This window comes from Azospirillum sp. HJ39, assembly GCF_041507355.1.
Lineage (GTDB): Bacteria > Pseudomonadota > Alphaproteobacteria > Azospirillales > Azospirillaceae > Azospirillum > Azospirillum thiophilum.
Genome location: NZ_CP167910.1, coordinates 295,001 through 309,127, shown reverse-complemented (window position 1 = coordinate 309,127; position 14,127 = coordinate 295,001). Strand labels below are relative to the sequence as shown.

Below are 14,127 nucleotides of genomic sequence, written 5' to 3'. Positions count from 1 at the left end.
GAGGGTGAGGGGTGGGCCAAGAGTCCCGAGCCGCATGGCTTCGTGCCTAACCCCTCACCCTTCCCAAGCTGCGCTTGGGCCCCTTCCCTCTCCCGGGGCGGGAGAGGGACTCACAGGCGATTTCCCGGCCCCCACGCGAACGGACCTTGACCGCGGCGGCGGGGTCGACCATGAATGCGGCGGTACTGGTTCTTCCGGCGGCCTCCGCCGGAAGCTAAGAGGGAACCCGGTGAGCCGCGTCTTGCGGTGAGACCGGGGCTGCCCCCGCAACTGTGAGCGGTGAGCCGTTCCGTCATTTTACGCCACTGGCGCCCTCCGGGGTGCTGGGAAGGCTGGACGGACCGGCGGCGACCCGCAAGCCAGGAGACCTGCCAGCACCACAACGAAACGTCCTCGGGCGGGGTGTCCCGGTGGAACGCTTGCCATGCGTGTGGCCGGAGTCCGTCCAGGACACGCCCGCGCCTGCCCCGCAAGTCGTCCGCCCGGTTCCCCTGCCCCGCAACGGCAGGAAGCACGGATGACGCCAGCGCCTTTCCCGACCGGACCATCCCAGACCCCATCGCCGCCCGCCGCCATCGCGGTGGAGGGGCTGGACTGCCGGCTGGGCGGCAATCTGGACGGCCGGGCCGTGCTGCATCAGGTCGGCTTCTCCGTTCCGCCCGGCATCCTCCTCGGCATCCTCGGCCCCAACGGCTCGGGCAAGACCACGCTGCTGCGCTGCCTCGCCGGGTTGCAGGCCCCCTCGGCCGGCAGAATCCGCATCGAGGGCGAGGATCCGCGCGCCCTGCGCCCGGTGGAACTGGCCCGCCGGCTGGCGCTGCAGGCGCAGGACTCCACCGCCGCGCTCGGCTTCACCGTGCGCGACGTGGTCGGCATGGGCCGCTTGGCCCATCGCCGCTCCGCCTTCGCCGGTCCGGGGCCGGAGGATCCCGCCATCGTCGAGGACGCGCTGGCCCGGCTGGAGCTGACCGCGCTGGCCGACCGCCCGGTCGAACGGCTGTCGGGCGGCGAGCGCCAGCGGACGATGGTCGCCCGCGCCCTGGCCCAGCGCCCGCGCATCCTGCTGCTCGACGAGCCGACCAACCACCTGGACATCCACCACCGCTTCGCCCTGCTCGACCTGCTGCGCGGCCTCGGCATCACCGTGGTGGCGACGCTGCACGACATCGACCTGGCGGCGCGCTGGTGCGACCGCATCCTGCTGATGAAGGACGGCCGCCTGCTGTCCGACGCCGCGCCGGACGCGGCGCTGACGCCCGAACGGCTGGCCGCGGTCTACCGGGTCGCCGCCACGGTGGACCGCCATCCCGGCAACGGCCGGCTGCGCATCGACCTCTCCCCCCTGCCGGCCACCTGACGGACCGCCCATGATCCCGCCTGTCCTCCGCGGCCTGCCGCTGGCCCTTCTCCTGGGAACGGCCGCCTGCGGCGCGCACGCCCAGAGCTACCCGGTCGAGGTCGCCAACTGCTTCGAGACCACCCGTTTCACCGGTCCGCCCAAGCGGCCGATGGTCCACGACACCAACATGACGCAGACCATGCTGGATCTCGGCCTCGCCGACCGTCTGGTCGCCGTTTCCGGCATCGCCGGGGCCGAGCACCGGCTGGTCGCCCCGCCAGGCATCGTCGCCGCCCTGCCGCGTCTGCCCGACCGCGCCCCGACGCTGGAGGCGGTGCTGTCCGTCGACCCCGACTTCCTGTTCGCCGGCTGGAGCTACGGCTTCAACGAGGCGCGCGGCCTCACCCCGGCGCGGCTGGCCGAGATGGGGGTCGCCACCTATACCCTGCGGGAAAGCTGCATCCGCATCGGCCCGCGCGAGCCGATCGGCATGGACACGCTCTATGCCGACCTGCTGGCCCTGGGCAAAATCTTCGGCATTTCCGACCGCGCCGAAGCGATGGTCGCCGATTTCCGCCGCCGCGTCGCCGCGGTGACCGAGCGCACCGGCACCGCCGCCGACCGTCCGCGTGTGATGTATTGCGACGATTGCCACACCGAGGGCGCGCCGCTGTCGGTCGGGCGCGAGGGCATGACCAGCCTGCTGATGGAGCTGGCCGGCGGCCGCAACATCTTCGACGACATCCCCAACAGCTATGTCCGGGTCAGCTGGGAGGAGATGGTGCGGCGGAATCCGCAATGGATAATCGTCAGCGACCACCGCATCCCGGCCGAGGCGACGATCCGCAACCTGCTGGCCGCGCCGCAGCTGGCCGACGTCGAGGCGGTGCGCGAGCGCCGCTTCATCGTCCTGACCTATGCCGAGCAGACGCCCTCCACCCGCAACGTCGATGCGCTGGAACGGATGGCCCGCACCCTGCACCCGGAGCTGTTCCAGCGATGAGCCGCTCCCGCCTGCCCCTGCTGCTGGCCGTCCTCCTCGTGCCGTCCCTGGTCGCCGCCGTCGGCTTCGGCGCCGCGCCCATCCCGATGCCGAAGGTCTGGGCGGTGATCGCGCACGAGCTTTGGCCGGCGCTCGCCCCGCTCCCCGACGCCAGCCGGGCCGAGCGCAACATCGTCTGGGAACTGCGGCTGCCGCGCGTGCTGCTGGGCGCGCTGGCCGGGGCCGGGCTGGCGGCGGTGGGTGCCGTGCTCCAGGTGGTGACGCGCAACCCGCTGGCCGACCCCTACCTGTTCGGCGTGTCGGCCGGCGCCTCGGTCGGGGCGGTGACGGTCCTGCTCTATGCCGGCGCCATGGCCGGATCGGTTGCCGGATCGGTCGGCTTGCCGGCCGCCGCCTTCCTCGGCGCGCTCGCCGCCATGCTGGCCGTCTTCGCGGCGGCGCGCGGGCGCGACGGCATGGTGACCAGCGAGCGGCTGGTGCTGACCGGGGTCGCGGTCGCCTTCATCCTGCATGCCGTCACCAACGCGCTGATCGTCGCCGCCATGGACCGCGGGGCCGACGCGGCGCTGTTCTGGATGATGGGCGGCTTCGGCACCGCGCGGTGGAGCGTCCTGCCGATCCCGGCCGCCCTGACCGTTGCCGGGCTGGTCTGGCTGTGGCTGCGCGCCGACACCGTCAACACGCTGGCGCTGGGCGACGATGCCGCCCGCTCGCTCGGCACCGATCCGGGGCGCCTGCGGCTGGAGCTGTTCGCCGTCACCGCGCTGATGACCGGGGCGCTGGTGTCGGCCTGCGGCGGCATCGGCTTCGTCGGGCTGGTGGTGCCGCACATCGCGCGGATGCTGGTCGGCGGTTCGCTGCGGGCGCTGCTGCCGGTGGCGGCGCTGGGCGGCGCGCTGCTGCTGCTGTGGGTCGACGTCGTCGCCCGCGCCTCCTTCGCCCCGCGCGAGATCCCGGTCGGCGTCGTCACCGCCCTCGTCGGCGGCGCCTTCTTCCTCTGGCTCATGCGCCGCAAGTCCGCGGTGTAGGGGAGATGACATGATGGAACACGGCACCATGCCCCCGACCCTGCCGACTCCGGCGCGGGCCATCGTCCTCTATGGCCGCGCGTCCTTCGACCATGGGCAGACCCTCAAGGCCCTGGCGGCGGCGCTGACCGCCCTCCATGCCGCGCGCGGCGAGACGGTGACGGTGGCGACCGCCCATGCCGACCTGTCCGGCCCGGCCCTGCCCGCCGTCCTGGCCGGGCTGGAGCGGGCCGGCGCGACCGAAGCGCTGGTGATCCCCAGCATGGTCCCGGCCGATCCCAGCCTGTCGGCTTGGCTGCCGGGGGCGCTCAGCCATTGGATAGCGCAGGGCAGCCGGATGACCGTCCGGCTGGCCCCGCCGGTGGAAAGCGCGCTGGACCTGCCCGCCGCCCTCGACCGCATCGCAAGCGACCCCGCCGCCGCAACGGACGTGCGCGCGACCGAGCCCAGCCTCGGCAAGCCCGGCTGGTCGGCGATCCCCGAGCATGGCCGGCAGATCTTCGTCTGCGTCGGCGCCCGCTGCCTGCATCGCGGCGCCGATGCGCTGTACCAGCATCTGCGCGCGGCGATGAAGGGGCACCGCGCGCTGAACGCCGGCCCGCGCCGGGCGATGTGCGCGCGGACCAGCTGCCTCTACCCGTGCAACCGCGGCCCGCTGCTGGTCGTCCAGCCCGATGCGGTCTGGTACGGCGACCTGACGCCCGAGCGGATCGACCGCCTCGTCGGCGGCCATCTGCTGGCCGACGCGCCGCACGCCGCCGACATCCTGCACCGCAATCTCCCGGCCGAGCCGGCGGAGGACGACCCGATGGGGTAACGCCGCCGCGCTCCTCTCCCGCGCCGTCCGCCTGACCGGCCGGCGCCCCCGACCCGACCCGAACACCACCCGCCTTCCGCGAAGCCCCGCCTTCGCGGCACGCCTTTCCATGCCTTTTTGCAAACCATCCTCTGGGGGGATTTTCCTTGCGTCCTGTCCATCTCCGCTCCGGCCCCGCCCGCCGGCCGTCCTCGCTGGCAACCCTGCTTCTCGCGGCGGCCTCCTTCGGTCCGGCGACTGCATTTGCCGCCGACGCCGAGCCGCCGGTCACACCCGCCCCGGTGACGCTGTCTCCCGTCACCGTCACCGGCAACGCGGCGGACCCGGCGCCGGCCGGGCTGGCGCTCGACCGCCCGAACACCGGCGGCAGCCGCCTGGACCTCACGCCGCTGGAGACCCCGGCCAGCGTCGAGGTGATCTCCGGCCGGACCATCCGCGACCGCGGCCAGACCAGCGTCATCGAGGCCGTCACCCAGAACGCCACCGGCTTCACCTCGCTGGCGGCGCCCGGCAACGGCGGCTCGTCGCTGGCGACGCGCGGCTTCGCCGGCCACGGCTCGGTGATGCAGCTCTATGACGGGACGCGGCTCTATGTCGGGTCGGGCACCGTCACCTTCCCGTTCGACAGCTGGTCGGCCGAGCGGATCGAGGTGCTGCGCGGCCCGGCCTCCGTCCTCTATGGCGAGGGCGCCATCGGCGGCGTGATCAACGTGGTGCCCAAGCGCCCGACCGCCGATGCCCGCCACGAGGCGATGGTCGCCATCGGCACCGACGGCACCCGCCGCACCGCCTTCGGCAGCGGCGGCCCGGTGGGCGAGAAGCTGTCCTACCGGCTGGACGTCAGCGGCAACCGCTCCAACGGCTGGGTCGACCGCGGCGATATGAAAAACCTCGCGGTGTCGGGCGCGGTGAGGCTCCAGGCGACGCCCGACTTCGCCGTCACCCTGTCCAACGACTATGGCGACCAGCAGCCGCAGGAGTATTTCGGCACGCCGCTGATCAATGGCGGCCTGAACGACGCGCTGCGCCACCGCAACTACAACGTGGCCGACAGCGCGATCCGCTACCGCGACAACTGGACCCAGCTGAAGGCCGAATGGGCGGTGTCCGATGCGCTGACCCTGCGCAACACCGCCTATCACCTGACCAGCCACCGCCACTGGAAGGACGTGGAAAGCTACGCCTGGATCCCGGCCACCCAGCGGATCCAGCGCAGCAGCTACATCGAGATCTACCACGACCAGCGGCAGGTCGGCGACCGCTTCGACGCGACGTGGCGCGGCTCGCTGTTCGGGCTGAAGAACGAGATGGTCGGCGGCTTCGACCTGAACCGGATCGAGTTCAAGCACACCAACAACTCGCCCTATGGCGGGTCGAGCAGCGTCGATCCCTTCGACCCGGCGCCGGGCCTGTTCCTCAACAGCGCCGGCACCTCGCCGCGCAGCCGCTCGCGCACCCGCCAATATGCGCTGTTCGCCGAGGACCGGCTGTCGCTGACGCCGCAGCTGGCGCTGGTCGGCGGCATCCGCTACGACGCCCCCACGGTCGAGCGCTGGGATCTGGTGGCGAACAGCAGCTACACCAAGGATTTCCACGCCACCAGCTGGCGGACCGGCGCGGTGTACGAGGTCGTTCCCGGCCTCGCCCTCTACGGGCAATACGCCACGGCGGTCGATCCGGTCGGCAACCTGATCTCGCTGTCGCCGGCGCAGAAGGATTTCGAGCTGTCCACCGGCCGCCAGCTGGAGATCGGCGTCAAGCAATCCTTCCTGGAGGGCCGCGGCGAGTGGACGCTGGCCGCCTACCGCCTCGTCAAGGACAAGCTGCTGACCACCGACCCCAACCGGCCGGCGGTGACGATGCAGGTCGGCCGCCAATCCGCCCGCGGGCTGGAGGCGTCGCTGTCGCTCGGCCTGTGGGAGGGGGTGCGGGTCGACGTGAACGGCGCGCTGCTGCAGGCCAAGTACGACGACTTCACGCAAACGGTGTCGGGCCGCGCGGTGTCCTATGCCGGCAACGTGCCGACCGGCGTGCCGGAGCGCACCGCCAACATCTGGGGAAGCTGGGCCTTCCTGCCCGGCTGGGAGGCGCGGGCCGGCGTGCAGTATGTCGGCAAGACCTATGCCGACGCCGCCAACACCAGCGTCCGCCCCGCCTACACCGTGGTCAATGCCGGGCTGGACTACCATCCGACCGACAACACCAAGCTCAGCCTGCGCGCCTACAACCTGTTCGACGAGGTCTATGCGGTGGCCGGCGGCACGACGAGCTGGGTGCTGGGCCGCCCGCGCTCGGCCGAGCTGGCCTTCTCCATGACCTTCTGAGGTCCGGCCGCAGCGCTCTTGCAAATTACGTTATGATATAACATTACTAACGCGGCTCCTCCGTCCACCGAGACCGCATGCACTGCCCGACCGCTCCCCTGGCCCCCCTTTCCTCCCACGGCTTCACCGGCCCGGAGGACCGGGGGCATGTCGCCCTCTGCGGCACCGCCGCCGGACTGTTCGCCATCCGCCGCCCCGGCGTGACGCTGGCCGTATGGCGGCGCCGGCTGCCAGCCGGCATCGCCGGGGAATGCGCCCGGCTCGGGCCAGGACCGGATATGGCACCGGATGCGGCACCGGATGCGCCTGCCAGCCGACCCTCCGTCCGTCTCGTCACCACGCCGGACGGCGTCGCCGCGGATCTCGCCGCGGCCCTGCCGTCCGGATGGGCCGGCGGGCCGCTGATCCGCGACGCCGTCCGGCTGGTGCACCTCTATGCCGACATCGTCGGCTGTCCGGCGGTCCAGTTGCGGCTCGACAGCGTGGCCGGCGGCGGCTGCCGCTTCTTCCATGCCGACCATGTCGGGCTGCGCCTGCTCTGCACCTACCGGGGGGCCGGAACCCACTGGCTGCCCGACGACGCGGTTGAACGCGCCGCCCTGGGGCGGGGCGACAACGACGCCGTGCTCTCCGATCCCCGCCGCATCCGCAAGCTCGGCACCGGCCATGTCGGCCTGCTGAAGGGCGAGGGCTGGCCCGGCAACCGCGGGCGCGGCCTCGTCCACCGCTCGCCGCCGGCCGATCCGTCGGGAGCGCCGCGCCTGCTGCTCTGCCTGGACCATCATGACCATGATGAGGATTGACCGGCCCCGGTCGCCGCTGGCCGCCTCCGCCCTGACGCGGATCGCCGCCGCCGCCCTGCTGTGCGCCCTGCTCTGGCTGACGGTCGCCTGGGCGCTCGACTGGGCGCTGGATTGGGGGATTTGACATGACCGCATCCCTCCGCGGCGGGGCGGCGGACACGCTGGTCCGCCTGACCGACCTGACGCTGGGCTACCGGCGGCATCCGGCGGTCCATCACCTGTCCGGCGGCTTCCGCGACGGCTCGCTCACCGCCATCGTCGGCCCGAACGGCGCCGGCAAGAGCACCCTGCTGAAGGCCGTCGTCGGCGCCCTGCCGCCCTTCGGCGGGTCGGTGACGCTGCACGGGCTGGAGGCCGCCGACATCGCCTATCTGCCGCAGCAGGCCGAGGTGGAGCGTGACTTTCCCATCGACGTGCTGGACACCGTGCTGCTCGGCCATTGGCGGCGGGTCGGCCTGTTCCGCCGCATCGGCCGCGCCCTGGCCCGGCAGGCCGAGGAGGCGCTGGCGGTGGTCGGCCTGTCCGGTTTCGAGCGGCGCCCGATCGGCGCCCTGTCGGCCGGCCAGTTCCAGCGCGTGCTGTTCGCCCGCATGCTGTTGCAGGACGCCCGCCTGATCCTGCTCGACGAGCCCTTCACCGCCATCGACGCCCGCACCACCGCCGACCTGCTCGACGTCGTGCGGCGCTGGCATGGCGAGCGGCGGACGGTGGTCGCCGTGCTGCACGACCTCGACCAGGTCCGCGCCCATTTCCCCGACACGCTGCTGCTGGCGCGCGAGCCGGTCGCCTGGGGCGGCACCGCCGACACGCTGACCGCCGCCAACCTCGACCGCGCCCGCGCGATGGCGGAGGCGTGGGACGACCGCGCCCGCCCCTGCCGGAGGGCCGCGCCGTGACCGCCTTCGACCTTCTCGCCGGCCCCTTCCTGGAATTCTCCTTCATGCGCCGCGCGCTCGCCGCCTGCGTGGCGCTGTCGCTCGGCTGCGGCCCCGTCGGGGTCCTGCTGGTGCTGCGGCGGATGAGCCTGATGGGCGACGCCATGTCCCATGCCGTGCTGCCCGGTGCCGCCATCGGCTTCCTGGCCGCCGGCCTGTCCTTGTGGGCGATGAGCATCGGCGGCTTTCTCGCCGGGCTGGCGGTGGCGCTGCTCGCCGGGCTGGTGTCGCGGGCGACCAGCCTGCGCGAGGATGCCAGCTTCGCCGCCTTCTACCTGATCTCGCTGGCCGGCGGCGTGCTGATCGTCTCGCTGCGCGGCAGCAACGTCGACCTGATGCATGTGCTGTTCGGCACCATCCTGGCGGTGGACGATGCCGGCCTGCTGATGGTGGCCGGCATCGCGACCGTCACGCTGCTGACGCTGGCGCTGCTCTACCGGCCGCTGGTGGTGGAATGCTTCGACCCCGGCTTCCTGCGCGCGGCCGGCGGGTCGCGCGGGCGGCTGGGGGCGCTGTGCCACCTCGTCTTCCTGGTGCTGGTGGTCCTCAACCTCGTCGGCGGCTTCCAGGCGCTCGGCACGCTGATGGCGGTCGGGCTGATGATGCTGCCGGCGGCCTCCGCCCGCTTCTGGGCCGAACGCATCGTCACGCTGGCGCTGACCGCGATGGCGCTCGCCATGGCGTCCGGCATCGGCGGGCTGCTGCTGTCCTTCCATTTCAACCTGCCCTCGGGGCCGGCCATCGTCCTGGTCGCCGGAGCCGCCTACCTGCTGTCCCTCGCCCTCGGCCCGGTCGGCAGCCTGCGGACGCGCTGGTTCCCCGGCCGGCATCTCGACGCCTGAGTTCCCCCGCTCTTAGGAGAGTCTCCCATGAAACGCACATTCGCCGCCTCGCTGGCCGCCCCGCTCGTGGCGGCGCTGGCGCTCTTCGCGCCGCCGGCCCTGGCCGAACCGGTGAAGGTGGTCGCCACCTTCACCATCCTCGGCGACATGGTCCGCCAGATCGGCGGCGACGAGGTCGCGGTGACGACGCTGGTCGGCCCCGACGGCGACGCCCATGTCTACGAGCCGACCCCCGCCGACGCCCGCGCGCTCGGCGCCGCCAACCTCGTCGTCGCCAACGGGCTGGGGATGGAGGGCTGGATCGACCGTCTGGTCAAGGCGTCCGGCTACAAGGGTCCGGTCGCCGTCACCAGCACCGGCGTCAAGCCCATCGCCGGCGAGGAGGAGCATGAGGAGAAGGGCCACGACGACCACGGCCACGACCACGGCCACGGCCATGCCCACGATCACGGCGCCCACGACCCGCATGCCTGGCAGTCGGTCGCCAACGCGAAGATCTACGCCGACAACATCCTGAAGGGCCTCGTCGCCGCGGCGCCGGCCAAGGCCGACGTCCTGCGCGCCAACCACGCCGCCTACCGGGCCAAGCTCGACGCGGTGGAGGCCGAGATCAAGGCGGCGCTGAAGCCGATCCCGCGCAAGGACCGCAAGATCGTCACCTCGCACGACGCCTTCGGCTATTACGCCAAGGCCTATGGCGTGACCTTCCTGGCCCCGGTCGGCGTCTCCACCGAGGCGGAGGCGTCGGCCGGCGACATCGCCAGGCTGATCCGCCAGATCAAGAAGGAGAAGATCAAGGCGGTCTTCGTCGAGACCATCGCCGATCCGCGCATGCTGGAGCAGATCGCGCGGGAAACCGGCGCCCGCATCGGCGGCCGGGTCTATTCCGACGCGCTGTCGGCGGCGGATGGCCCTGCCGCGACCTACATCGACATGATGCGCCACAATCTGGCCCAGTTCACCAAGGCGCTGACGCCCGCCTCCTGACGATCATCCTCCGGAAGGCCGGCTCCCCAAGGCCGGCCAGAAGGAACAGGCCGCGGCGTCTCCGCGCCTTCAGGCGATGGCACCGTCATCCATCAGGGCGCTCCGCACCGCCGCCGACAGATCCAGCGGAGACACCGGCTTGTGCAGCAGCGAGAAGCCGCTGCGGCTGGCCTCCCGGATGCGTTCCGGCGATGTGTCGCCGGTCAGGATGATGCCGGGCACGGCGATCCCGGATGTGGTCCGCAACAGCCTGATGATATCCGCCCCGGTCTCGTCCTCCCCCAGCCGGTAGTCGGCGATGACCAGATCCGGCGGTTGGATTTCCCTGAACCGCGCCAACGCGGTCTCCCTGTCCTCCGCGGCCGACACGTCGAAGCCGTGTTGCTCGAGATATTGCCAGATGCTGTCGAGCACCGCAGGGTCGTCGTCGATCACCAGCACGCGCCGCCCCGCGCCATCGAGCGCGTGTTCCTCGGCGGCCGCTTCCTCCGCATCGACCCCATCGGCGAGGGGAACGACGACTTCGAAGACCGATCCCCGCCCCGGCGCGGACCGCACGCCGATCGGGTGGTGCAGCAGCAGGGCGAGCCGGTCCACGATCGACAGGCCCAGTCCAAGCCCCTGCCGGCGGTCCCGCTCGAAATTGCCGACCTGATGGAACTCCTCGAAGATCGCCTTCAACTGCCCCTCGGGTATTCCCCGGCCGGTGTCCCAGACCTGGATGCGCACGGCGCCATTGACACGGCGGCATCCGATCAGGATGCGTCCGCTGTCCGTGTATTTCACCGCATTGGCCAGGAGATTCTGCAGGATGCGGCCCAACAGCTTCGGGTCGCTGTGGACGGTGACGCCGGTGTCGACCGAGCGCAGCGTCAGCCCGGCGGCCTGGGCAAGCGGTTCGAACTCCGTGGTCAGCCGGTCGAGGAGCGTGCGCAGCCGGAACGGCCTCGGCTGGACGTTCACCACCCCGGCGTCGAGGCGCGACACATGCAGGATCTCGTCCAGCATCGACTGCAGGGCGGTCAGGGTGTTGCCCAGGCTGTTCAGCAGCTTCACCGAGGCCGGCGCGAGGTCCTGGCAGGTCAGCAGATGGTGGAACAGCACCGCCGCCTGCACCGGCTGGCGCAAATCGTGGCTGGCGGCGGCGAGGAAGCGGGTCTTGCCGGCGCTCGCCTGCTCCGCCGTCGCCTTGGCGGCGTCCAGCGCCTGCCGGGCGCGGTTGCGTTCGGTGACCTCCTCGATGCCGAGGAGGATCAGCGGGCGGTCCGACCGGCTCAGCAGGCGGGCGTTGATCTGTAACGCGCGCGGCCCGTCGTCATCCTGTCCGGCGGCGATCTCAAGCGCTTCGATGGTCGAGCCGTCGGCGACCATCGTCCTCAGCCGCCCGTCCAGCGCGGCGTCCCGGAACACCCCGCCGGCGAGGTCGGCCAGCGGATGCCCCAGCGTCGCCTCCGGCGTGGTGGCGAACTTGCGGAAATAGGCCTGGCTGGCGGTCGCCACCGTCAGGCCGGCATCGAGCACCAGCAGCGGCTCGCGCACGGTGTCGACGATGGCTTCGGCGAAGTCGCGGGCCGTCCGCACCGCATCCTGGATGGCGCCCCGCTCCATGGCGAGGCCCAGGACGTTGGCGACCGCCTGCAGGAACTCGACGTCGTCGTCGCCGAACCGTTTCGCTTGCCGGCTGTACAGGGCCAGGACGGCCGGCTCCGTCGCATCGCCCTCGCCACCGAAGGCGACCCCGACCCCGCTGGCGATGCCGGGGACGGGCGGAGCGCCGGGCACCCGCCGGTCGGCGGCGAAATCGCCGACGACGAGCGGCTGCCTCGACCGGAAGATCCGGCCGAGATGCGAGGAAGGGTCACCCGGAACCTCCAGGGCTGCGCTCCCGGTCCGGCTCCAGCCACAGCCCTCCAGCAGCCGCAGCCGTCCGGCGTTGGCCGACGGAACGAAGATGCCGACAAAGTCGGCACCGAAGGTTTCGGCGACGAGGCTGGTGGCCGTGCGCAGAAGGACGTCCGGAGTCTCGTCGCCCAACGCCTTGCGGCCCAGATCGGCGACCAGCTTCTGCTGCCGGACCCGTTCGGAGAGGGTGGCCGCGGTGCGTTTCAGCGCCGTGACATCGCTGAAGGTGATGACGGTCCCCTCGATCCGGTTGTCCTGGGTCCGGTAGGGATGGATCCGGCGCAGCAGTGTGCTGCCGCTCTCGGTCTCGACCTCGCGTTCCAGCGGCGACAGGGTGTCGAGGACCGAACGGATGTCGGCCGCCAGGTCGGGGTCGCTGAAACGGCGCGAGATGTCGGTGATCGGCCGCCCGAGATCCGTCGGGATCAGCGAGAACAGGCGCGTTGCCGGAGGGGTGAAGCGCTTGATCTTCAACTCGGGCGACAGGAACAGCGTCGCGATCTCGGAGCTGGTCAGCAGGTTGGTCAGGTCGTTGGTCGCGCTCTCCAGCTCGTCGACCTTCTCGTGAAGCTGGCTGTTGAGGGTGCCGAGCTCCTCGTTCAGCGACTGCAGCTCCTCCTTCGAGGTCTCCATCTCCTCGTTGGAGGATTGCAGCTCCTCGTTGATCGACAGGATTTCCTCGTTTGCGGCGCGCAGGGCCTCGTTCGACGCCTCCAGTTCCAGGATGGTGGCGTTCAAATCCTCGCGCGTCACCCGCAATTCATGTTCGAGCTGCTCGACGGCGGAGGCTTCGGCCGATGCCAGCATCTCGTCGCCCGGCGGCGCCGGTTCCAGCATCGCGTCCCGGACGAAGGTCACCAGCAGCAGGCTTTCCGCCGCCTGCGGCGGTCGGACGGCGGCCACGGTCACGGTGAGAAGGGACAGGACGCCGCCCCGCATCTGGCGGACCCGGTCGACGGTCACCCGCTTGCCCGACGCCAGTGCCTTTTCGATGGCGCCGCGCACCTTCAGGCGCAGGTCGCCCCGCATCATCGCCGTCAGGTCCTGCGGCATCTCCCCGGTCGGCAGGTCGAGGAAGTCGCCGGTCGGACCGTACAGGTAGAGGATCCGGTGATGCTGGTCGATCAGCACGGCGGCCGGCGCATAGGCGAGCAGCAACGCCTGCCGGGTGATCTCGGCCGGACTGACGCGCGGCCGGATGGGAGACACCGCGACCGTCCCCGCCGGCATGTCGACGGAGGTCGGCAGGGCCGGGCTGTAGCGGCGGCCGTTGCCGAGCTTGCGGTACAGCCGCCATTTCTTGGACAGCGGCTCGAACAGGTCGGTGCGGGCGCCGGTGGTCTCGGCCGATCCCAGGAACAGGCCGCCGCCGTCGGCAAGGCCGAAATGGAACAGCTCGAGGATCGACCGCTGCACCGTCGGATCGATGTAGATCAGGACGTTGCGGCAGCTGATCAGGTCGAGGCTGGAGAAGGGCGGGTCGCTGATCATGTTCTGGACGGCGAAGGTGACCGCTTCCCGCAGCGGCCGGCTGACCTTGTAGCCGGCATCGACACGGGTGAAGAACCGGGCCAGCCGGTCCGCCGAAACGTCGACCGCGATGGTCTCCGGATAGACGCCGGTCCTTGCGAGATCCAGCGCCCTCACGTCGATGTCGGTTCCGAACACCTTGATGTCGCAGGCCTTGTTCGCTGCGGCGCAGGCTTCCATCAGCAGCATGGCGATGGAATACACCTCCTCGCCGGTGGCGCAGCCGGGAACCCAGACGCGGATCGGCCGTTCGGCACCGCATTGCTGCACCAGGGGGACGAGGATCGTCTCGTTGAGGAGCGCGAACGCATCCTGATCGCGGAAGAAGCGGGTGACGCTGATCAGGATGTCGCGCGACAGCTGCTCGACCTCGCCGGGGTGGGTTCCCAGGAATTCGCGGTAGTGGCGCATGCTGTCGATCTGGTGGATGCCCATCCGCCGCTCGATGCGCCGGACCAGGGTGCGCGTCTTGTAGGCCCGATAGTCGTAGCGGCTCCGCGCCTGCATCAGGTCGAGGATACGGTCGAGATCCTCGCCGCCGGAAAGGGGCTCGTCCTCGCTGACGGCGCGCAGGTAGGGCTGTCGGACATAGTTGACCAGCGCCTCGGGCATCCGCT

Annotated in this window: 11 protein-coding genes and 1 riboswitch (1 of these 12 running past the window's edge); of the genes, 10 read left to right on the top strand and 1 reads right to left on the bottom strand. The window is 71.4% G+C overall.

The window, feature by feature from the left end; genetic code table 11:
* Positions 1–169 precede the first annotated feature (169 nt).
* A riboswitch (cobalamin riboswitch) is annotated at positions 170–391 on the top strand.
* 126 nt (positions 392–517) lie between these two features.
* The 10 genes from ABMY26_RS12000 (at position 518) to ABMY26_RS11955 (ending at position 10,078) form a co-directional block, all read left to right on the top strand.
* Positions 518–1,357, top strand: a complete 840-nt coding sequence (locus ABMY26_RS12000) for an ABC transporter ATP-binding protein (protein WP_372396494.1) — start codon at positions 518–520, stop codon at positions 1,355–1,357.
* Positions 1,358–1,367: 10 nt separating this feature from the next.
* The gene (locus tag ABMY26_RS11995) at positions 1,368–2,342 is read left to right on the top strand and encodes an ABC transporter substrate-binding protein (RefSeq protein ID WP_372396493.1); all 975 of its coding nucleotides are present in this window, start codon (positions 1,368–1,370) and stop codon (positions 2,340–2,342) included.
* Positions 2,339–3,370, top strand: a complete 1,032-nt coding sequence (locus ABMY26_RS11990) for a FecCD family ABC transporter permease (RefSeq protein WP_372396492.1) — start codon at positions 2,339–2,341, stop codon at positions 3,368–3,370. Before ABMY26_RS11995 ends, ABMY26_RS11990 begins: the two co-directional genes overlap by 4 nt.
* Before the next feature lie 10 nt (positions 3,371–3,380).
* The gene (locus tag ABMY26_RS11985; protein WP_372396491.1) at positions 3,381–4,187 is read left to right on the top strand and encodes a ferredoxin; all 807 of its coding nucleotides are present in this window, start codon (positions 3,381–3,383) and stop codon (positions 4,185–4,187) included.
* A gap of 146 nt (positions 4,188–4,333) precedes the next feature.
* Positions 4,334–6,511 carry a TonB-dependent receptor gene (locus ABMY26_RS11980; protein ID WP_372396490.1) on the top strand — a complete coding sequence of 726 codons (2,178 nt, stop codon included), beginning with the start codon at positions 4,334–4,336 and terminating at the stop codon, positions 6,509–6,511.
* A gap of 77 nt (positions 6,512–6,588) precedes the next feature.
* Positions 6,589–7,314, top strand: a complete 726-nt coding sequence (locus ABMY26_RS11975; RefSeq protein WP_372396489.1) for a DUF1826 domain-containing protein — start codon at positions 6,589–6,591, stop codon at positions 7,312–7,314.
* Complete coding sequence (locus ABMY26_RS11970; protein WP_372396488.1) at positions 7,301–7,438, top strand: hypothetical protein; 138 nt, start codon at positions 7,301–7,303, stop codon at positions 7,436–7,438. The genes ABMY26_RS11975 and ABMY26_RS11970 overlap by 14 nt, the downstream gene beginning before the upstream one ends.
* Before the next feature lies 1 nt (position 7,439).
* Positions 7,440–8,210 carry a metal ABC transporter ATP-binding protein gene (locus tag ABMY26_RS11965; RefSeq protein WP_372396487.1) on the top strand — a complete coding sequence of 257 codons (771 nt, stop codon included), beginning with the start codon at positions 7,440–7,442 and terminating at the stop codon, positions 8,208–8,210.
* A complete protein-coding gene (locus ABMY26_RS11960; RefSeq protein WP_372396486.1) occupies positions 8,207–9,091 on the top strand; it encodes a metal ABC transporter permease in 885 nt (294 codons plus the stop codon). Before ABMY26_RS11965 ends, ABMY26_RS11960 begins: the two co-directional genes overlap by 4 nt.
* A gap of 27 nt (positions 9,092–9,118) precedes the next feature.
* A complete protein-coding gene (locus ABMY26_RS11955; protein ID WP_372396485.1) occupies positions 9,119–10,078 on the top strand; it encodes a metal ABC transporter solute-binding protein, Zn/Mn family in 960 nt (319 codons plus the stop codon).
* A gap of 69 nt (positions 10,079–10,147) precedes the next feature.
* Here the strand turns inward: ABMY26_RS11955 and ABMY26_RS11950 are convergent, their stop codons facing one another.
* Positions 10,148–14,127, bottom strand: partial view of a chemotaxis protein CheB gene (locus tag ABMY26_RS11950; RefSeq protein WP_372396484.1) — the 3' portion only. It continues 604 nt past the right edge of the window; 3,980 of the gene's 4,584 nt are visible here — the last part of the coding sequence; its start codon lies off the right edge, out of view — the gene reads right to left on this strand; its stop codon occupies positions 10,148–10,150.

What these genes read in the sequence shown, in the direction of transcription:
- ABMY26_RS12000 (WP_372396494.1), top strand. Translation starts at nt 518, where the DNA reads ATGACGCCAGCGCCTTTCCCGACCGGACCATCCCAGACCCCATCGCCG.
- ABMY26_RS11970 (WP_372396488.1), top strand. Translation starts at nt 7,301, where the DNA reads ATGATGAGGATTGACCGGCCCCGGTCGCCGCTGGCCGCCTCCGCCCTG.
- ABMY26_RS11990 (WP_372396492.1), top strand. Translation starts at nt 2,339, where the DNA reads ATGAGCCGCTCCCGCCTGCCCCTGCTGCTGGCCGTCCTCCTCGTGCCG.
- ABMY26_RS11965 (WP_372396487.1), top strand. Translation starts at nt 7,440, where the DNA reads ATGACCGCATCCCTCCGCGGCGGGGCGGCGGACACGCTGGTCCGCCTG.
- ABMY26_RS11985 (WP_372396491.1), top strand. Translation starts at nt 3,381, where the DNA reads ATGATGGAACACGGCACCATGCCCCCGACCCTGCCGACTCCGGCGCGG.
- ABMY26_RS11955 (WP_372396485.1), top strand. Translation starts at nt 9,119, where the DNA reads ATGAAACGCACATTCGCCGCCTCGCTGGCCGCCCCGCTCGTGGCGGCG.
- ABMY26_RS11975 (WP_372396489.1), top strand. Translation starts at nt 6,589, where the DNA reads ATGCACTGCCCGACCGCTCCCCTGGCCCCCCTTTCCTCCCACGGCTTC.
- ABMY26_RS11995 (WP_372396493.1), top strand. Translation starts at nt 1,368, where the DNA reads ATGATCCCGCCTGTCCTCCGCGGCCTGCCGCTGGCCCTTCTCCTGGGA.